This window comes from Vibrio qingdaonensis (assembly GCF_026191675.1).
Classification (GTDB): domain Bacteria; phylum Pseudomonadota; class Gammaproteobacteria; order Enterobacterales; family Vibrionaceae; genus Vibrio; species Vibrio qingdaonensis.
The window spans coordinates 61,899-81,717 of the sequence record NZ_JAKRRY010000006.1 but is presented as its reverse complement, the minus strand read 5'-3'; the positions used below and the strand labels follow the sequence as shown (position 1 = coordinate 81,717).

The window sequence follows — 19,819 nt, the reverse complement described above, 5'->3', positions numbered from 1 at the left end:
CATTTTCTGCAGTTTATTAATCTATTAATAAGTGCAAAAATGTAATCAAGCTCTGTAGACCTTTTAAAACAACGTCAGAACGCAGATTCAATGATTAAAAAAACAGTCACACACGGCTAGGTGACTCTCGGTTTACAGAGCTTTTCCTTTCTTTACCCTTAAGCACCTCTTTTTCGACATTATTCACGATGTTTGAGTTGTTTGACTTCACTGAAATCGAGATAATACTTAGTTAAGTGCTTTTGACCATTGTCGGTCATTCGCTAGAATTTGAGTTAATTATCGGATGACTATGCGCAAACTGACAAAGAACCACACGACCATTGTCTTGAAGGCGATTTTGCTGTCTCTTGGCATTTATCTGATCGTGTTGTACAAAGCTGCGGATAAACTTGTCGACAATGAAGTCGCGAAATTTCACCTAGTAACGAAATCAATATCGGACTATCAGTCGACGCTCTATTTGCTTGGTGCACTATTTGAAGCAGAGATCGCAGCCAAGCAAAATGACGAATTAATAGGTCCCTATCTGACAAAAGGTAAAGTCTACGCCGCTGCCCAACATAGCGAACTAACAAGAAACGAACGTATTGTGAGCATCACAGCAAAAAATTTGTTTGTTCGTATGCCTGAGATCGTGAGTGCAGAGCAAGTCCTTTATTATTACCGCTCATACGAGGGTAAGAAGATCATGTCAACGCACTCGTTTGAGCAAAACTCGTTGGCTTACGAATCGGTGTTTTCTCGAAAAAAGTGTATTGCCTCTTTAACTTGTTCGAAGTATGCCAGTGAACGTGATTTAGAGGACAGGCTCATCGTGTCCAACATTTATCTTGATCGCGTAACCGAGCAGCCGATAATAACAATATCAAGTCCGGTCTATTTTCAAGGTGTGATGGTCGGCGATCTCAATGTTGATGTTTACCTAGATAAATTTCCATTTTTGGTTGATAAAGAATACATATCCCAATTCAGTGCGGTAGGACGGCAGGTCGTCGTGGAAGATTTACGTTATCCATTTTCGACTTATGCATACTCTGCCGATTACCGGGCTGATGATGATTTATTGGTTACGTATCGAATACCATACAGTAAAATTATCATCGATTATGGTTGGCTTCTTGTTGGGCTGCTCATCATACTTATCTATGTGTTGAATAAACTAGAAGAGCTCCAGATTAAACGAACGAAGTTATCGCTAGCGGAAGTAGCCATTCGCAAGGATGAGCTCACCAGCCTATATAATCGAGCCATATTAAAAGATAGCGCCATAAAGTACGCGATGGAAAAGAAGGGCATTGCAGTCATAGCCGTGGATGGCGATAAAATTAAAGCCATTAACGATAATTATGGTCATCATGTTGGTGACGAAGCGATTATTCACATCGCCGAAAGTATGCGGCGGTGTTTTAGAGAGAGTGATTACCTTATTCGAAGTGGCGGTGATGAATTTATTGTCATTTTACCCGGTTGCTCTTTAACAGCAGCAGAAAAGTTAGCAGAGCAGCTCTCATCTGAAGCGTCATCTAAACCATTTGGAGCGGACGGACTTACGCTGAATATAAGCGTTGGGGTTAGTAAGCTTAGAGAAGGCGAGTCGTTACAAAATGTATTGAAACGAGCAGATGCACGACTTTATTTAGCGAAAGAGAACAAATACACATAACACGTGAGTTGCGCTGGGACGAGAAATTCGTCTAAATAGCCGATTCGTTTAAATAACAGGCTCATCAAAAAACAGCAATCAGAGGATACGTTAATTGCACAAAGAACATGATTTTAACCTATTGAAAGTGTTGGTTATGATCTACCAATATCGAAGCTTAACAATAGTAGCTGCTCATTTGGGTAAAACCGAAAGTGCCGTCAGTAAACATTTGTCTAAGTTAAGAGAGCAATTAAAAGATCCCCTTTTTGTACGTACAACAGAAGGCTTTGAGCCGACTCATTACTTGGAGAGAATCATTCCAGGCATCGAGCAGGGGTTAAAGTCGGTAGAGCAAGCTCTATTGCATGGTGAAGAGTTTGATGCAGAAAACTACGATCAACCGATAAAGCTGGCGCTCTATAATGTGTCACTAGAGCATCTTGGTGAACCCTTGTATCGAGAAATTCGACAGGCTTTTCCAAAAGCGATGATTGAGCTGAGTACGTGGAGAGATAGCACCTATCAAGACTTAAGTAGCGGCAAAGTCCATTTAGGGGTGCAGATATTTAACGAAGATTGCCCTAAGTCCATTTATCAAACAAATTTATTTCATATTGAAATGGGTGCCTTGGTTGGACGACAAAGCAGTATTCAAACTTGGTTGGATGTGTTTGAGCATCCGAGTATCTTTTTTGAGGTTAGAGGTTGGAATGATATTCACCAACGGTTGATTAAGCTCATGACACAGAATAATTTCAATCTAGACTATCAGCTAAAACTGGATAACCTGACAGCGACTTATCAAATACTAAGGTCACACAACTATTCGGCGTTATTGGCGAAACATCTGGTGTCTGGCTCAGAATTCCGATTTATTCCCTTCCCAGAAAACATGCAGCCTCATACGCCTTTAGTTGCTTGCATGAAACAAAGCAATAGACAAAGCCCGCTGCATATGATGCTGCATCAGATTATCAAGAAGGTACTAGTTACATCGAGCTAGTGGAGCCGCGATGCTAGAAAGACAAATGCATTGGTAAGTAAATGCATAGAGAACTATACGCATAGAGAAGCAAACGCATAGAGAAGCATATGTATAAAGAATCATAAGTACAGTAGAAGTGAACGCATAGCTACTATAGTGCATCCTTGCACTATAGGGGGCGTGTTGAATCGCTATCGGTTGTTCATTTACATGTTGCAACGGTACGAGTGAAGCTAAGGTTAACTAGCTAAGCGTATTTCGCTTTCGACCACATCGTGAGAGTTGACTAATTCGACGATCGAATTCGCTTCATATTTATCTAAGATACGGGACTTATAAGTGCTAATGGTCTTAGCACTCAAAGATAAAAACTCTGATATTTGTTTGTTGGTGTAGCCTTTTTTCAGATAGTTGAATACCACGGTTTCACGTTGTGATAGGACAATCTTTCTGTTACGGACCTTATAATCCGTTTTGAAGAGGTTATAGCCGCGCATCACGCCGCTAATAGCATCACGGATAAGCGCAGGATCTTCAGATTTACTGATGTATCCATTGACACCCAGCTTATAGGCGGTCTCAGAGTAAATAGGGTAGCCGTAACTCGAAATAAAGATCGCTTTACCTCGATACCCTGCAGCAAATGCGCGGCGCATAAACTCAAATCCATCCGCTTCTGCTAAATTGACGTCAAGTACGATCAAATCAATACTTCCTGCTTTAACTAGATCTAAAGCGACCTGAATGTCAGAAATTTGATGGACTAAGTTGATATCCTCGATGCTAGAGACGATGCGTGAAATAGCCTCTCTTACCAATGGAAAATTATCAATAACGAGGCAGTCTTTTGGTTGTGAGCGGAGCATTAGCATTACCTTGTTGAAAGTGAGAGATTAAAAAGAGAATCAAATTGGGTCCTTCACTTATGGCGCTGCGTGATAGTTGCAGGGTTATTCTGATATCCATGACAGAAATTCGACGTGAGAAAGTATAGGTAACAATGATGTGAAAGTGTGGAATGGTCGAAATGCCAAAATGGAATGGAATAAAAAATAACCTTAGCCTTTATATTTCAATGGTTTATCGGATGTGTTTTTGTGATTCTAATCGTTTTAACAAGAATGTTTGATTGACGTGATTACTAGATTTGGCGTATGCCGCCGGGGAGGTGCACTCAAATTTACGCAACGAGGTGTAAGGAAATCAATCAAACGAAAATGGGTATCATGCAAGATAAAAAATACGATTACATTAAAAGTGTGATCTATGTCTTGTGTTTTGTGTGATTATGTATAGAATTCGCGGCGAATTGAAAACTACTGATAAATTAGCGAGAGAAAATCATGGGTTATGAATTAGGTGCCGCATACGTAAGCCAACTTGCCGCCAAAAAAATGATTGATGACATGCTTTATGGCAAACCTCAGCCAAAGAAAAAGTCGTTTCTTAAGCGAATGATGAAAAAACTACGCAAATAAGAAAAGTGACAAAAGAGAAAGCTCGCAGAATGCGAGCTTTTTAATATCCGGTTTCCGGTATTGTGTACGCGCCTTGTCATCGAATTACGCCTAGCGTAACACAGGCTAAGATGCTGATTTTTCGTTAAATTTAAGAATGTTATTCGTACTAGAAGTGATGGGCTGCTTTGCTAACCATTGTTCTAATTGCTCAGCGCCACCGATGTACTCACCGTCCATCCAAATCTGCGGGACGGTAACGGGGGTTTTCTCTCCGATATGAGCTTTGACTTCAGGAATCATTCGATACAGCGCCGCACTGTCTTTAACCACATCATGGTATTGGAATTCAATTCCAGCCTCATTGAGAAGTTGTTTGGCTCTGACACAGAAAGGGCAGGTTTCTTTACCGAAGACAATAGAGCCTGTTAGGTCATCTTGCTTGGTCCATTCTTGTATAATGGACTGCACCAGTACGCCACGGTTTAACGCTTCTCCTTGGCTAATAACTTTACCTTCAACCATGATAATCGGTGCGTGCCAAGCGCCGACTTTGAGTGGTTCCCACCAGTTAGACAGCCAATCTTTTACTTCCAGCTCTACAGGCACACCATTTAACTCGTGAGAAAATGTATCTTTAAGAATATCTTTGGTTAGCGTGCACTCACCACAGGGAATGGTGACTTTGAACGGTCCCCAGCTCCCAGCCCAGCGATACAGTGTGACTTTGATTGGCTTTGCCATGGTTATCTGCCTCTTAACGGTATTTATATAAGAACAACACTTGTCCATATAAGAATAAGAACGCTCTCATCACCGATTTATTTCACCTGGGGGTGATTATTTTTTGGACTGACTTTTAGATTTTGTTTCCCAGTGAGTAATAAACGCGATGGATGCAATAATAATAGCAGCGCCAATCCATAAGCGCCCAGGCGGAACCCAACTAAATACTAGCCAACCGGCAAGCACGTTCATCGGTAGTTTTGCGTGGTCAAAAGGTTGCACGAATGAGGCGTCGGCGACGGAGTATGCTTTTACAATCGCCCATTGAGCGAATGCGGTTAACGCGCCAGCCCCAATAAGATAGACCCAAATGAGCCCCGTGGATGGCAGAGACCACGTAGGCAGCGCTAACATGAAATTAAATGGGGTAATGAGCAGCAGTAAATAGATCACCATCGTAGACGGAGAATCATGTGCAGATAGCTTTTTGACCATCAAAGAATAACAAGCCCAGAAAAAAGCGGCCCCAACAGGAAGCAACGTCGCCCAACTAAAAGAATCTGACCAAGGCTCTAGTATTACCAGAGCGCCAATAAAGCCGCATATTGTGGCAAACCAGCGGGCGTATCCCACTTGCTCTTTGAGGATTAGCCCTGAGCCTAATGTCGCAAAGAGCGGGGAGGTCATTAGCAACGCAATCCCTTGCCAAATAGGCACGGGGTAAGCGAGCGCCCACATCCATAATTGGATACCTATGACAGAGAGTAGGATACGGAAAAGGTGTGCACCAAAATGCTGGGTGCGGAGCGAGCGAAACAGTCCACTGTTGCGAAGGGTCGGGAGGATAACAATAAGTGCAATCGCATATTGAATGAGAGCAATCATGGTCGACGACATGCCGTGATTAATGCTAACAATTTGGGCAATATTATTGACTAGCGCAAAAGCGGCGCCAGCGGATAGCATCCAAACTGCGCCTTGAAGCGGGTGATGTGATTGACTCATAGTATGGGTTCTTAGTGTTGGTTGGCTGATATTACTATGGAAACATGACTATGGAAACTGACACTTAACCGATTATCCTCGGCAGAGTCTTACTGGTTGGTAGGGTAAGGGCTTTAGAAAGAGGAGAAAAGCAAGGATTGACGATCTTGTTTAGTCAAGAGTAGAGACCAAATGCAAACAAGCCGAGGACATGACCTCGACTTGCTGTATTCATTTCGCTCTTGATGACTCAGAGATGTCTAGAAATCGTAGCGAAGACCTAGACGTAGGGTATTTTCAACGTCATAGCTGATTTTCGTGCCATCGATATCGCTATAATCATCTTTGTTACGGTTATCGATTTTATAGGATAGGTAGGTACGTAGTGATTTATTGAAGTGGTATTGACCCGTTAATTCAATGAAATCATCTTTATTATATTTGTTTTGGCTAGCGCCCTTGCCTTCAATTTCTGATTTTGCGTAAGCTGCCATTAGACGGAAGCCACCGTCGAATTTGTAGGTACCAGAAACCTCAACGCCGTTATAGTTCGTATCGCTGCTACCAGTGTTCTTGTAGGTGCCTTGCGTATACGTACCGCCTAGTGTCAAACTGGCGATAGAGTAGCTTAGACCACCTATGATTTGGTCTGCGTCACCCTTGTCTTCGTTCGTTGTTGGTTCAGTGCCTAAACCGTTTTGCGCGTAGCCTAAACCGATATCAAGACCAAATGGTGTCGCGTAGATACCCGATAAGCCATAACCATCGGTGTTTTTATCCGATCCCAAAATTGCACTGGCTTTTACATCAAAGGCGTCAGCAAAAGTATTGGCATACGCAATAGTATTGTTGATTTGCTCGTTACCGGCGTTGATGAATTCTTTTTGTCCGCCAGTCCAGATTTGGCCTGCATCTGACATTTGAGAAATTTGTACGCCAGCCGTATCTTGTTTACCAAATGAAATGTCACCGAATTGAGTGCCGATACCAGCGTACATATAACGCTGTTTTAATTCGATTTCCGCCTTTTTATCACCAGTTGATTCAACCCCTTGCTCTGCTTCGTAGAAACCAAAGCCGGTAAGGTTATCAGTGATCTGCGTTTCACCGCCGACATTAATACGGAAACGCGATTTATTCGCCATCGTACCTTTGATTTCTTCACCACCGTTGCCAATGAAATCGCCACGAAACTCAGCACGGCCACCGATTTTCAGCGACGTACCTTCAGAATTGTATACTTCTGCTGCGAGGGTTGAACCTGATGCCATCACTGCCAGTACTGCACTTGCCAAAACTGCTTTTTTCATTTTAGTTACCTATTAAGTCTCTGTAGACACATGTCTTTTTGGAATGCAGGTAGGTTAGGGTTTGGTTGTTACAGCGAAATGTAAGAGATATTGCAGTTTGGTTTCATTGAGGTGAGGTTGAGTCGGTCTAATAGTTTTGCAAAAAAATAGGGGCGAAAAATTCGCCCCTATTCCTTATATGAATCTATTAATTAGAAGTCGTAGCGAACACCTAAACGCATAGAATTTTCGGCATCATAGGTTGACGCTGCGCCAGTCGTCGAATCGTTAAACTCACCAGCTTTCAAGTTATTCATTTTGTATGAAAGATAGGTGTGAATAGAGGAATTAAAGCGGTAGCGACCAGTTAACTCGTAAAAATTGCTTTTGTCAACTTTTGTCGTGCCATCGTCTAGCTCACCTTTTTGGTAGGCACCAAGAACATCAAAGCCATTCTCAAATGAGTAAATAGCGGCAAATTCATAGCCAGTAAAGTCTTTATCTTTATTTGTGTCTGCTCCTGAACCTTGTGTATAAGTACCCGCTACATATAAACCGCCAAATGTGTAGTTAAGACCAGCGATGACTTGGTTACCATCTCCCTTATCTACTCCGCCACCAGTTTCGCCGAGTCCATTACCCGAATAACCCAAACCAACACCTAAACCGAAAGGTAGGGTATAGATACCTGATATACCATAGCCATCAGTATTTTTACCGTCCCCAGCGATGTAGCTAGCCTTAACGGACAGTGCATCCATGAAGTAACCGGAGTAGGCGATGGTGTTATTGATTTGCTCATTACCAGAAGAAATGAACTCTTTCTGTGCACCAGTATAAGTGGTTTTATCTGACATTTGAGAGATCTGAACACCGGCGGTATCTTGGCGACCGAATGTGACCGTGTTGCCATTTGTTTCTAAGCCTGCGAATAAATAACGTTGTTTGAACGTAATACCATTAGTACCCTTATCGTTATCACCTGACGAGTTAGCACTCTGCTCAGCTTCATAGAAACCTAGACCAGAAAGGTCATCGTTGATTTTGGTTTTTGCGTCGATGTTAATACGGACACGAGATTGGTTATCCATAGTACCGTCAAGTTTTGAACCACTTGAGCGGCCTAAAAAGTCGCCACGAAATTCAACTCGACCACCTACACCGAGTGAAGTCCCATCCGAATTATAAACCTCTGCCGCTAAAGCTGAACCAGAGACGAGTGTTGTCGTAATCGCTGCTGCGATGGCTGCCATTTTCATAATTATATTCCTTTAATTTGTATCACCACTGCAATGTCGCCATTGCTATTTACCAATGCCTGCATACACATCAGTAACTAAAGCAAGAATAGAACGGCATTCGGAACTTTCCTGATCCGAAAGGGGTAAGTTCAAGTTTTATGCTAGTTTTGTGACCTGTAGCTCATATATTGCGTACTTCATTGGCATTTTTATAACCAATTTCATGTTTGGGGAGCATACAGAGCCACATACGCCAGTCGATCATTGAACGGGTATGGGGAATTTTACACCTATATAACGAGGTTTGAGTGATGCTTTCGCACTAGGTTAAAGGACAGCGAAGAGCGTTAAACAATTGAAACTACGCACAAGAAAACAGCAATAAAAAGGTGGGAGAGTGTCAAGTAATGCGCCGTAAAAGCTCAATTAGAATAAAAGAGAGTGAAATTCAGGCTTATTTAGGTTGTTTTATGTTTTTTATATTTATTATAAGTATTTGTTTTTAAATGGTTAATAAAAATAGAAAACACTGTTTTTAATCTTTTACGTCTTTTTATGAAAGCTTTGGGAACTTTAGGGTTAGAGTGATTTCCGTCATGTTAATCCAGCGTTACATTAAGTGGGTTACATGCATAGGTGTTATGTCTGTGTACGTAACAGCTTCATGTACGTTATGTCATTCATTATGTAGATGTTTGGCGCACAAAACTTGAAATATGGAAATCCCAATGAACAAAAAATTTATCGCACTAGCAGTGGCAGCTGCAGCATTCGGTACATCTGCACAAGCAGTTGAGCTTTATAACAAAGACGGTTCTACTTTCGCAGTAGGCGGTCACGTTTCTGTAGGCGTTATGGACGCTGAATCAGAAGCAGCTGGCGTAAACTCTGTTTCTCCGCGTATCAACTTTGAAGCGACTCAAGACCTAGGCAACGGCTTTACTGCTGATGCTAAAGGTGAGTGGGCGCTTAACATGCTTAACGGCGGCGACAACTCTTTCACTACTCGTCTTGGTTACATCGGCGTAAGCCATGAAGAGATGGGTCGTGTTGCAGTAGGTACTCAATGGGCACCTTACTACAATGCTGGTGGCGTTGCGGATCTTCCAATCGCTTTCGCGAATGACTTCCTATACGACAACCACGGCGCGCTAGGTACTGGCCGTGCTGAATCTATGGTTGCGTACTCTAACGCATTCGATTTCGCTAATGCTGGCGCATTGAACGTAGGTCTAGGCTGGCAAGGTGCATCTGACATCAATAACAATGATGCCGATGCTACGCCTGCAGTGGAAGAGAGTAAGTACCACGTAGGCCAGCGTGCCCAAGTAGCTCTTGGTTATGACGTGGCTGGTTTCGGTATTAACTATGCTTACACTGGTGGTGACATTGCATCTAAAGCTGGTACAGCTCAAATTCTAGATGACAAAGCAACTTCTCACCTAGTTTCTGCTAAATACGGTACATACGGCAAAGGTCTATATGTTGCTGGTGTATATGCAATGAACGACTACATGAATAGCTATGACGCGACAGTTAGCGCAACTAAAGCTAATGGTCTTCAGTTAGACGATACTAAAGCATATGAAGCAATTCTAGCGTACGGTCTTTCAAACAGCCTAAACCTATCTATTAACTACGAATCAGTTAAATATGACGGTGATAAAGTTCTTGGTGCTGGATACCAAGGTGAGACAATTTACTCGACTACAGCTATCCAAGCTGAGTATGACGTAACATCACGCATGCGCGCTTACGCGGGTTACGAGTTCGACCTTCAAGGTACTGGTCAATTCAAAGAAGACCACGCTCGTGACAACGTATGGATGGCAGGTGTTCGTTTCTTCCTATAAGGAAAAAATGACCATTTAGCACCAACAGGTTAATAAAAGCCGCTCCTTGTGAGCGGCTTTTTTGTGTCTGGTATTTTTATTTTAAATGTAGTAAGTCGCTAGTGATTCACAGAACTAATGGGAAAAAGAAAAGAAAAACTATGAATAGGTGTAAAGTTCTCACTACTTATAAATATTTATATTTAAGATGTTGTTTTTAAACGGGTAATTCTCCCGTTTTCGGCTCTCTAAAATTTCAGTTTGTTTTACGACACATTCGGGAACTCTCAATTTAAAGTAATTCCATATTTCAAGTTCACGTTTTTAGCGTCTTTAACACCGAGCGGCCTGCCAGCTTCTCTCGTTAAAGAAACACTTTAAACACCTATCGGGCGATATAGCTCGATAACAAGCCGTCAATATGGAAATCGTAATGAACAAAACACTATTAGCACTTGCAGTAACTGCTGCTGCAATCGGTACTCAAGCAAACGCACTAGAAGTTTACAACAAAGAAGGCACGCAGATGAACATCGGCGGTCACGTAACTGTTGGTTTAACTGGCGCGCACAAGGGTCAAGACGCACGTGTAGAAGAGAAATCTCCACGTCTAAACATTGAAGTAATCCAAGACCTTGGTAACGGCTTCAAGGCTGACTTCAAAGCAGAATGGCAAATGAACATGCTTGAAGGTGCTGAAAACACGTTCAAGACTCGTCTAGGCTACATCGGTCTTGGTCACGAGACTTACGGCCGCCTAGCTGCTGGTACACAGTGGTCGCCTTACTACATGGCGGCAGGTGTTGTTGATACGCCAATCGGTTGGTCAAATGACTTCTTATACGACAACCACGGTTTCTTCGGTACAGCTCGTGCTGAGAAGATGGTTGCTTACTCAAACACTATCGATTTTGATACCGCTGGTGCATTGACGCTTGGCGCGGGTTGGCAGGGTGCTAACCAAGTAACGGAAACTGTATCGACTGTTTCAGAAAATGTTGTTTCTACATCAAAAAATGTAGTGCTGCACTCACAAAACCGTGCACAAATCGCTGCTGGTTACTCAATTGAAGGCTTTAACGCAAACTACGCATTCAACTCTGGTAACCTAACAGAGCGTGGCATTGCTCGCACTGCTGAATCTCACCTGGTTTCTGGTAAATACGGTAACTTCGGTGCAGGTCTTTACGTAGCTGCGACTTACGCGTCTAACGAGTACATGAACTCATATAACAACGCTCTACTTAAAGATACTAAAGCGTTCGATTCAATTCTTGCATACGGTCTAGACATGGGTCTAAACCTGATTCTTAAGCATGAAGTGATGAAAGATGACGAGCTAGGTCTAAACGTTAAATCTGGCACATCTGTTCAAGCTGAATACACTATCTCACCTCGTCTACGTGCCTACACGGGTTACAACTACGACAACCAAGGTGAAGGCAAGTACAAGAAACAGCAAGATCACCAATTCATCATCGGTACTCGTTTCTACCTATAAGTGACCATCGATGTTAACAATGCGTTAATCATTGCTTAAAGCGCCCATCTAAGGGCGCTTTTTTTATGGGTAGTACTCCAGTATTTCAAGTCTTACGAGATTATTCATCCACTAAATCCGATTGAATAGTCTTATAGCGGCGGTAATTCATGGCCTTCTTTGGTTAACCTTGCACTTTCAATTAATCCGATCACATGGCTTGAATCCCAAGAACTCGATTCATTGCGCTCTAATTCGCCAGTGAGTGATAAGCGACTCATCTCAGTAAGCTGCGCTTGAATTTGTGCCACGGTTGATGCCGACAAACCTTGGTTCGACTTAATCCACATATGGAAGACAGACTGCGCCTCAATGGCTTGGTTATCTTTGATCGCTTGTATTAAACGTTGCTTGATAGGCAAATGACTGTCGCCCGTTTGCAGCGTTTCAACGTTTGAACGTGGTGCGTGTTTGCTTGCCCTGTACCACATGAATGTCGAAAATAGCCAAAGCAGCGCCAAAATGCCACTGAGGTATGGCCAAAGCCCAGCGTCTTTGACCACTTCTGCAGGGGGCGCTACATCTGGTGGCGCAAATGAAATCGGGGCTTCATCGCTTTGTTGCACGCTAACGGTTAATCCGGGCGATGTGGATTGGTCAGCGAGGTTCGTGGTGGTATTCCACCAATTCACTATGATCTTGGGTAACTCATAATTCCCGGCTTGTTTGGCAATTAATACTTGTTTGGTGGTCATGGTGACTGAACCATCACTATTTTCGGTAAAGGTCGGCTTTTCTGGATAGACGCGAAACGCGTCTGGGTTTTTTATCGAAAGGTTAGGGAGCTGGTTTGCCGTCAATCCCATCGCAGTTAATGTGATGGTTCGAGTGAGCGCATCGCCTGTCGCCATTTCAGTGTCATTAGACGACACAAGGCTGCCATCAGCACGTTGCCAAGATTGTGTCATTGAAAGTTTGGAAGTGGGGAGCCAAATACCTTGATAGTTCTCAGGAATAGGATGCACTGTTATGGCAAGTGTCGGTGCTTTTGGGTTTAGAGTGAGTATTTTAGTCGACCCACTCCGATTATTTCCATAGAGTACTCCGCCACTGAGTGTTGGGGCCTGAAGAGTAAAGTCACCAGCGTCTTTCGCTGTCACTCGATATTGTTGATCAATGATCAATACATCGACACCGTCTAATACGGCTTGGTATTGCTTTGGCTCTCCAATCGCGTCTAACGATACGCCATTGGCGATAGGTTGCACTAGTTCAGGGTTTTGTAACAGGCGAGGGTCTACTTTAACGATAATCCGCACGTCTAATAAGGTACTTTCTTTAGGAAACAGCTGCTGTTTGCCGATTTGTGTTCTGACCTCGATCATGTCGTCGGTGGTAGGCGTTTGTTCATCAATCGTCACAGACAGGGTGATTGGCGCCGTTTTTACCCCATTAACATCAAAGCTTGGAATGACAATTTTACCTATCCGTTGTGGTGCAATGGCAATAGTCCACACACTACTGTCCGTTCGCGAGCCGTTTAAAATGTTAACGGAAGAACTAAAATTGGCGCGACCAGTATAGAAGTCACCGCTCAGCGCATCAAAAGAGACCTTATTCCCATCGAGTTTTTCGTCGGCGACCACTCGCAGTTGAATGACTTCATCTTTACTGACTTTGGTTTTATTAACGCTAGCGGTCACGTTTAAAGCCCAAGAGGGAAAGCTGATAAGCCCACACAAGGTGAGTAATAAGCCTAGGAGCAAAGGATGCAAATTCATGTTTTTCATTACCAGTTTTTCCCTTGAGCAGTAGGTGGTTCTCTATCTCGAGCTTGCAATAACATTTGGGCTTGAATAAGGCGGCTCGGATCTCGCGCTGATTCTACCTGTTCGAGTTGACGTAATTCTGGCTCCAACGCCTCTAATTGATCGTGCTGCGATATGGCATTATTACTTTGTGTGTCGCTGCTGGTGTCCGCTTCTTGGGCATTCTTCCCTGCCTGGACGTCGACTGTTGAGTCTTGCTTATCCGTTAGGTTTTGTTCATCGCTGGGTTGTTGTCCTTGCGTATTGTTAGGCACGTTGTCTTCGCTTGCTTCTTGTGCTGACGACGGCTTTTGTTCACGATCGGCCATGCTGTTTTCTTTTGAAGGTTCGGCTTGTGAAGAGTTAGCCGAAGAAGAATCCGCTTGCGACGTGGAACCTTGATTGTTTTGTGATTGTGAAGCGTCGGCGTGGCTTTCTTCATTGTTGGCGCTGTTACTGTTCTGTTCCGGTTGCCCTTGCTGGTCTGGCGAATCAGAATCTTGTTGCTGTTGCTGTTGCTGTTGCTGTTGCTGTTGCGCCTGTTTAACAGTGGCTAAGTCTCGCTGTGCGGCGAGGTTGTTCGGTTCCCGTTCTAGTACGGTTTCATAGCTTGAAATGGCGTGTTCAAAATCCCCATTTTGGGCGTACGCATGAGCCAAGTTGTTAATGTCTTCAGTCGTATTGAGTGATTGCCATGCTTGAATTGCCCCGGCGTAGTCACCCGCTTCATATTTGGCTGCGCCTTGCCATTGCGCATCGGTGAATTCGTTCGCCGCTTGCTCGAAGCGTTTGTCTTGAAAGGCATCATACGCATTTTGGTCACTATTTTTAAACCAACCAGCGATGGGGGAAGCCGCCACTGGGGAGGGGGTGGAAACGAGTGCGATAAAGTATAGAGGCAGAGTGAAGATCAATCCTTTTCTAAATAAAGGCAGCATGAGTAACAAGATGAAAGGCAGTAACCAAATCCCGTTGTTAACATGAGTGGTGACCGATTGTTCAGCGGCATCCAGCTGGATTTCGTTATCAAACGAGGGATTTATTGATGTGCGGACCAGCCGCTCAATATCACCATTGTTGCTTTGGTAGGCGCTAAACTGACCAGCGTTTATGTTGGCGACTTGTTTTAGAGCTTGGAAGTTGGTCTTCGCAACCACGGTTGTTCCCGCTTTATTTTTTAATAATGAACCATCTGGAAGCGGAATCGGTGCACCCGCTTTAGACCCGAAAGCTAACACTGATAGGGTCCAAGGACCATCACTTAACAACGCTTCAATATTGGATTGCTCTTGATCGCTTAGGTCATCAGAAAATAGGATGACCTCACCTTGATTGACCCCTCCTTGCTTCATCATGGTGATGGCTTGCGCTACCGCGAGATCAGCGCGAGCTCCTTGAACAGGCATAATGTCAGGCGAAAGATGCTGAATCAGGTTTTTTAATGTCGCGGAGTCGGTCGTGAGAGGGCTCAGGGTGTAGGCGTCACCTGCATAAGCAATAAGCCCCGTTTGTCCTTGTTTTAGTAGCGGTAACAGGTCTTGAGCTTTATATTTAATTTGAGCAAGTCGACTGGGTTTTATGTCATTAGCATAAACAGATTGAGACATATCCAGCACCAACACTCTCGCGTCGTTAGTTTGCGAGGCGGGTACGGCATGTTTTTGAAAACTCGGCCCGGCGATGGCAATGATGACAATAACGATCAGTACCGAAATCGCAGGTAAACGTAAATAGTGCCCTGAGTTCGCTTGAGTAAAATAAGCGGTTAAATGAGGTGCCATCAACGCGTTCGCTTGCCCACTGCGTTTTAACCAACTTAACAAGGCTAAACCTATGATTGCAGGGAGCAGTAACCATAAAGCCTGAGGATAAAGGAACATAAAGTCAGACATCGTCTCTCCTAATGAAAAGTAACGCGCTCAGCAACATCAGTGCGAGTAAAGTCGGTAACCAAAACCATTCGGTTTGAGGTCGCCAACTTTGAGACGCTTGAGTGATCGGTTGCAGTGCGTTAATCGTGTCGTAAATTTTGCTAAGATCTTGTGCGTTTCTGGCTCGAAAATACTCGCCGCCAGTCATGGTCGCGATTTGAGTTAGCGTTTCTTCATCTAAATCTTCGGCGGTATTTACCGTTCGAGTCATGAAAAAGTCTTTCACCTGCATTTCACCGGCACCAACACCGATGGTGTAGATCGTTGTCTGGTATTTTTGTGCAATTTCCGCTGCTTTAATGGGGTCGATAACGCCAGCGTTGTTACTGCCGTCGCTGAGTAAGATCATCACACGTTGCGGAGCATTACCGTCGATAAAGGTTTTTGTCGCCAGCCCTATCCCTTCGCCAATTGCGGTTTGTGTACCGATTAACTTCAATACAGTCTGATCCAGTTGACGCTTAATGGTTTCTTTATCAAACGTTAGCGGTGTTTGCAGGTAGGCATGGTCAGCAAAATAAACCAACCCAATACGATCCCCTTTGCGCTTATCGACAAAGTCAGAGACGACGTGTTTTACCGTCGTAAGTCGGTCTATGTATTCACCTTGATAAGCCATGTCTTCTTTACTCATTGAGTAAGAAAGATCGATAACCAACATCATGTCTCGATGTTTGGGCTGGATCTCAATGGGTTCTCCAAACCAAACAGGCCGAGCGCTGGCGATTACGAGCAGTAACCATGCGCTAATTGCCAAAACTTTACTGACAGTTTCCATCCGATTAGCCTGCTCTGGAAGTGCAGTCAAATGCGGAAGGATGACGCGGGTGGAAGCGATATTCGGCGTCAATATTCGATGAGCAACATAGGGCAACGGAGCAAGAAAAAACATCCACCACCATTCAAATGACAGTGACATGACTACCCCCTATTCCAATTGCGATACTTCCGTTTTGGCGGCAGTGCTTGTTGAATCCAACGCTCACAATCTGCGATTAAAGTATGGCCTTCCAAGCTAGGATGCGAGACCGTCGGTAGGGCGTTACTGTCCTGTTGAACTTGCTCGTTGATATCAGTCTGGGCGGCGCCATTGAGCATTTGAGCGCGAGGAGAGCTATAAGCATATTGAGAATTATAAGTATGTTGGGAATTATAAGCACGTTGCGAGCAGTAAAGCGCCTGATTCCACAGTGCTTGATTGGGAGAAAAGACATTCTCCGCCAGTTGTGAATCTAAAAATTGATACCAACTTTGCCCACTTAACTTCGCAATATCTTGCCTTGGGTAGTAACTCAGCGCCGCTTGTCGGACGACTTCTATAGCGGAAGATGGGGTTAAAGTGTGGCGCTCTATCTTAAATAAATTAAGTGCTGCACGTTTGGCTCGCGTTTTCTGCTTGTTGCGTCTGTACCAAAATATCGAACAGACGATAATGAAAGCGAGAGCTAATGCTGATATCCACCATCCCGGCCCAAGTGGCCACCATGATGGCGCCGTTGGTAGGGTAAGGGAGCTTAATTCTAATGGGTGCGATATAGTTTCTTGGGTCATGATTGGCGTTCTAAAATTTGTTGAAGGAGTGGCGCACCACTGGAAATTTGCGATAAATGTATCCCAAACGATGCGAGCTCATATTGCAGGCGGCTGTGATGGTTGAGATACGCTTGTTTGATAGCAGAACGAGTGCGATCGCTACTCATGTTTAGTGTCATTTCATCGGCTTTACCTTGAACGCGTTGTAGCCCTTTGCCGTTGCACTCGGCTATTTCGAGTGGATCATATATTTGAATCGCTCGCACTCGATTGTGCTGAGAAAGGCGTTTAACGGTGTCAAAATCCTGGGTTGTCGCGGTAGAGAAATCACTGATAAGCACAACCTCACTCCCTTTTCTGCAAAGATTGCTTAGCGCATCAAACGCCTGCGTTTTTACTTCGCTTGGCTTTTGCTGCGCGAAGGTGAGGTGCTGCTCAGCAGACATGCTCGTATTAGGCTCTAGCTGGTGGTTGTGCGCAGAAACGATAGCGTTAAGAAGTTGGTAAACCGCGCCTTTTGATGCAGAAGGTCGTAACTCAATAAGCCGATTTTGAGTACGAATCACCGCCCCGACACGGTCTTTATTGGCCACCGCTACCCAACACAAAAGGCTAGCTAAATGGCACAGCTGAACAGATTTAAGGAGCAGTTTGGTGCCACTGAATAGACTCGGTGTGAGATCAAGAAACAAGACAACGGGTCGCTCTCGTTCTTCGGAAAACAGTTTGGTGTGAACCTTGCCTGTGCGCGCTGTAACCCGCCAGTCTATTTGCCTCACATCATCGCCTGCTTGATATTGACGGACTTCAGAAAAAGTCATACCACGTCCTTTGCGGGGGCTTAAATGTGCGCCGTTAAGCTGTGACCATAAACTTTTTGCCGGTGGTTGCCATCGCTTGCCATGAGTTTGGTAAAAGGCAAGTTCGTCTACGGTTAGGCTAACACCGTTACAGGTAGGTAAGTGCCCTTGCTCAATCGCTTGCTGTAAAGGACTTACTTGGTTAGATTGACGTCGAAAAAACATAACTGCATACCGCCTAAATGTTCGTTACGCAGAAGTAACAGTGCTAAGAAGCTCGTCCACCACATCATTGCCGGTGATCCCTTCTGCTTGTGCGTGATAGCTGAGCAGTAAGCGATGGCGCAGCACAGGGTAAATAACGGCATGCACATCTTCTGGGCTAACGAAGTCTCGCCCGGCTAACCAAGCATGGGCACGGCTTGCTCTATCTAATGCGATTGTGGCTCGTGGGCTCACGCCCATTTCTAGCCATTTTGCTAATTTGTCGCTGTATTGAGCGGGCTGACGAGTCGCGATAATCAGTCGAACGATATAGCGTTCAATAGTGTCTGCCATATGAATAGAGAGAACTTGCTGGCGAGCCTTGAAAATATCCGATTGTGAAATGGCTTGTTGTGGTTGCACGGTATGTCCAAGTGCCTCGCCACGATTGAGCTTGAGGATGGCTAACTCGCTCTCTGCATCTGGGTAATCGACATCAAGATGCATTAGAAAACGGTCTAACTGTGCCTCTGGCAGAGGATAAGTGCCTTCTTGTTCAATTGGGTTTTGTGTCGCCATGACTAAAAAGAGTTCTGGTAATGGGTAAGTGGTTTGCCCGACACTGATCTGTTTCTCGGCCATTGCTTCAAGCATGGCAGCTTGTACTTTTGCAGGTGCTCGGTTGACTTCATCCGCAAGCAGTAAGGAATGGAAAATAGGGCCCGCTTTAAATTCGAACTCGCCACTTTCTGGTCGATAGATGTCAGTTCCAGTTAGGTCGGATGGCAGTAAGTCTGGTGTAAATTGGATACGATGAAAGCTGCCTTCAATACAATCAGCTAGCGCTTTTGCTGCCCTTGTTTTTGCGAGTCCTGGTGGTCCTTCAACAAGAATATGCCCGTCGGCGAGTAGGGCAATGAGCAATTGTTTTACCAACGCTTCTTGGCCGATGACTTGGGACTCGAGGTAACTTTGGAGTTGTTGAAAGGCTTGCATAGGCATGTATTATTTCCTTCTTATCGATAGCTAGCCACGACAAATGACATAACGGGCTTATATATAAATCATCTAGACGTATTAAGTAGAGGCGCTACGGTTCACAAAGTTCCATCTGTTATGTCATTGTTTTGTCAAGCTAGTTATGACGTTTGTCGAATTTGCGATACCCGATAATGTAGGGCGTTAGAGAGGATTGTTCAATCCCCTTTGAATGAATCTATAGCAGAGAATATGCATCAGCCATAATAGGTTGACGTTTGGGTGAAGTATGTACGAATTGCTGGCGTAAGTAGTACGTTTTATGCGCGCGTTTTGTGCGAAGCGTTCATGACAGCAGTCGCCATTTTCGGACACTTTTGGTACTTACTGGTTAGCGTAAAGGGGCGACGTAGACTTGTCGCTAGCCTCGTTATTACAAAACCAGTAAACTAGTCAAAATTTTAAACATCGTATTGATGAAACTTTATATTGGTATAATTAGGAAAGGTAATCGGTTATGAGTGATTTTGAGAAAGAGTTAGAGGCGATGTCTACTCAGACAGAAGGTGAGCCAGAAGTCTCTCTACCTTCAATTGAAGAGCAACGTGAAATTGCACAAAAGCTAAAACAATTAGAAGCGGAAGGTAAATTGACGCCTGAAATATTAGAGCAGTACTTCGGTAAGTTTAGCGAAAAGAATGCCGCGCCACTACACTAAGTCATCTGATTAATATTATCGTCTATCCACGCGGTGTTATCTACGACACCGCGGCTCAATTCCTTTCAATATGAACCGATGCCATTAAACGTTGTACTTATACCTTTGTCACAAAAAATGGACAGATTACTTAATAAGCTTCTATCGTCTCACTCCTGAGACGTAACATCTAACCTTATGATAATAATATTGTTATCACTGGCGG

The 19,819-nt window shown here is 44.1% G+C and carries 17 protein-coding genes; 6 read left to right on the top strand and 11 right to left on the bottom strand.

The window, feature by feature from the left end; genetic code table 11:
* The first annotated feature begins 292 nt into the window (after window positions 1–292).
* Window positions 293–1,666, top strand: coding sequence for a diguanylate cyclase (locus MD535_RS06835; protein WP_265674136.1), 1,374 nt, complete (start codon window positions 293–295; stop codon window positions 1,664–1,666).
* 94 nt (window positions 1,667–1,760) lie between these two features.
* Window positions 1,761–2,651: a LysR family transcriptional regulator gene (locus MD535_RS06830; RefSeq protein WP_265674135.1), complete on the top strand. Its 891-nt coding sequence runs from the start codon at window positions 1,761–1,763 to the stop codon at window positions 2,649–2,651.
* 221 nt (window positions 2,652–2,872) lie between these two features.
* Here MD535_RS06830 and MD535_RS06825 read toward each other — a convergent pair whose 3' ends face one another.
* Window positions 2,873–3,499, bottom strand: coding sequence for a response regulator transcription factor (locus MD535_RS06825; RefSeq protein WP_265674134.1), 627 nt, complete (start codon window positions 3,497–3,499; stop codon window positions 2,873–2,875).
* 477 nt (window positions 3,500–3,976) lie between these two features.
* Between MD535_RS06825 and MD535_RS06820 the strand changes: the two genes are divergently transcribed.
* The gene (locus tag MD535_RS06820) at window positions 3,977–4,111 is read left to right on the top strand and encodes a hypothetical protein (RefSeq protein ID WP_265674133.1); all 135 of its coding nucleotides are present in this window, start codon (window positions 3,977–3,979) and stop codon (window positions 4,109–4,111) included.
* Window positions 4,112–4,216: 105 nt separating this feature from the next.
* Here MD535_RS06820 and MD535_RS06815 read toward each other — a convergent pair whose 3' ends face one another.
* The 4 genes from MD535_RS06815 to MD535_RS06800 all read right to left on the bottom strand — a co-directional run bounded on the left by MD535_RS06815 (window position 4,217) and on the right by MD535_RS06800 (window position 8,348).
* Window positions 4,217–4,834, bottom strand: a complete 618-nt coding sequence (locus MD535_RS06815; protein ID WP_265674132.1) for a glutaredoxin family protein — start codon at window positions 4,832–4,834, stop codon at window positions 4,217–4,219.
* A gap of 96 nt (window positions 4,835–4,930) precedes the next feature.
* Complete coding sequence (locus tag MD535_RS06810; RefSeq protein WP_265674131.1) at window positions 4,931–5,821, bottom strand: DMT family transporter; 891 nt, start codon at window positions 5,819–5,821, stop codon at window positions 4,931–4,933.
* A 239-nt stretch (window positions 5,822–6,060) separates the two neighbouring features.
* Complete coding sequence (locus MD535_RS06805; protein WP_265674130.1) at window positions 6,061–7,110, bottom strand: porin; 1,050 nt, start codon at window positions 7,108–7,110, stop codon at window positions 6,061–6,063.
* A 191-nt stretch (window positions 7,111–7,301) separates the two neighbouring features.
* Window positions 7,302–8,348 carry a porin gene (locus tag MD535_RS06800; protein ID WP_265674129.1) on the bottom strand — a complete coding sequence of 349 codons (1,047 nt, stop codon included), beginning with the start codon at window positions 8,346–8,348 and terminating at the stop codon, window positions 7,302–7,304.
* A gap of 710 nt (window positions 8,349–9,058) precedes the next feature.
* Between MD535_RS06800 and MD535_RS06795 the strand changes: the two genes are divergently transcribed.
* Together MD535_RS06795 and MD535_RS06790 are read left to right on the top strand one after the other, a co-directional pair.
* A complete protein-coding gene (locus MD535_RS06795; RefSeq protein WP_265674128.1) occupies window positions 9,059–10,183 on the top strand; it encodes a porin in 1,125 nt (374 codons plus the stop codon).
* Between the two features lie 412 nt (window positions 10,184–10,595).
* Entirely contained in the window at window positions 10,596–11,663 is a 1,068-nt protein-coding gene (locus MD535_RS06790) for a porin (protein WP_265674127.1), read from the top strand.
* 131 nt (window positions 11,664–11,794) lie between these two features.
* On the opposite strand, the gene MD535_RS06785 is transcribed toward MD535_RS06790, so the two are convergent.
* Genes MD535_RS06785 through MD535_RS06760 form a run of 6 tightly spaced genes read right to left on the bottom strand, consistent with a single transcriptional unit; the run spans window position 11,795 to window position 18,920 of the window.
* On the bottom strand, window positions 11,795–13,432 hold the full coding sequence (locus MD535_RS06785; RefSeq protein ID WP_265674126.1) for a BatD family protein: 1,638 nt from the start codon (window positions 13,430–13,432) through the stop codon (window positions 11,795–11,797).
* Window positions 13,432–15,342 carry a VWA domain-containing protein gene (locus MD535_RS06780; protein ID WP_265674125.1) on the bottom strand — a complete coding sequence of 637 codons (1,911 nt, stop codon included), beginning with the start codon at window positions 15,340–15,342 and terminating at the stop codon, window positions 13,432–13,434. The genes MD535_RS06785 and MD535_RS06780 overlap by 1 nt, the downstream gene beginning before the upstream one ends.
* A complete protein-coding gene (locus MD535_RS06775; RefSeq protein WP_265674124.1) occupies window positions 15,335–16,300 on the bottom strand; it encodes a vWA domain-containing protein in 966 nt (321 codons plus the stop codon). Before MD535_RS06775 ends, MD535_RS06780 begins: the two co-directional genes overlap by 8 nt.
* 2 nt (window positions 16,301–16,302) lie before the next feature.
* Window positions 16,303–16,932 carry a DUF4381 domain-containing protein gene (locus tag MD535_RS06770; RefSeq protein WP_265674123.1) on the bottom strand — a complete coding sequence of 210 codons (630 nt, stop codon included), beginning with the start codon at window positions 16,930–16,932 and terminating at the stop codon, window positions 16,303–16,305.
* Entirely contained in the window at window positions 16,929–17,939 is a 1,011-nt protein-coding gene (locus MD535_RS06765; RefSeq protein ID WP_265674122.1) for a DUF58 domain-containing protein, read from the bottom strand. The genes MD535_RS06770 and MD535_RS06765 overlap by 4 nt, the downstream gene beginning before the upstream one ends.
* A gap of 24 nt (window positions 17,940–17,963) precedes the next feature.
* The gene (locus MD535_RS06760; protein WP_265674121.1) at window positions 17,964–18,920 is read right to left on the bottom strand and encodes an AAA family ATPase; all 957 of its coding nucleotides are present in this window, start codon (window positions 18,918–18,920) and stop codon (window positions 17,964–17,966) included.
* A gap of 493 nt (window positions 18,921–19,413) precedes the next feature.
* Here MD535_RS06760 and MD535_RS06755 point away from each other — a divergent pair, with 493 nt between their 5' ends.
* Complete coding sequence (locus MD535_RS06755; RefSeq protein WP_265674120.1) at window positions 19,414–19,614, top strand: restriction endonuclease subunit S; 201 nt, start codon at window positions 19,414–19,416, stop codon at window positions 19,612–19,614.
* Window positions 19,615–19,819: the final 205 nt, after the last annotated feature.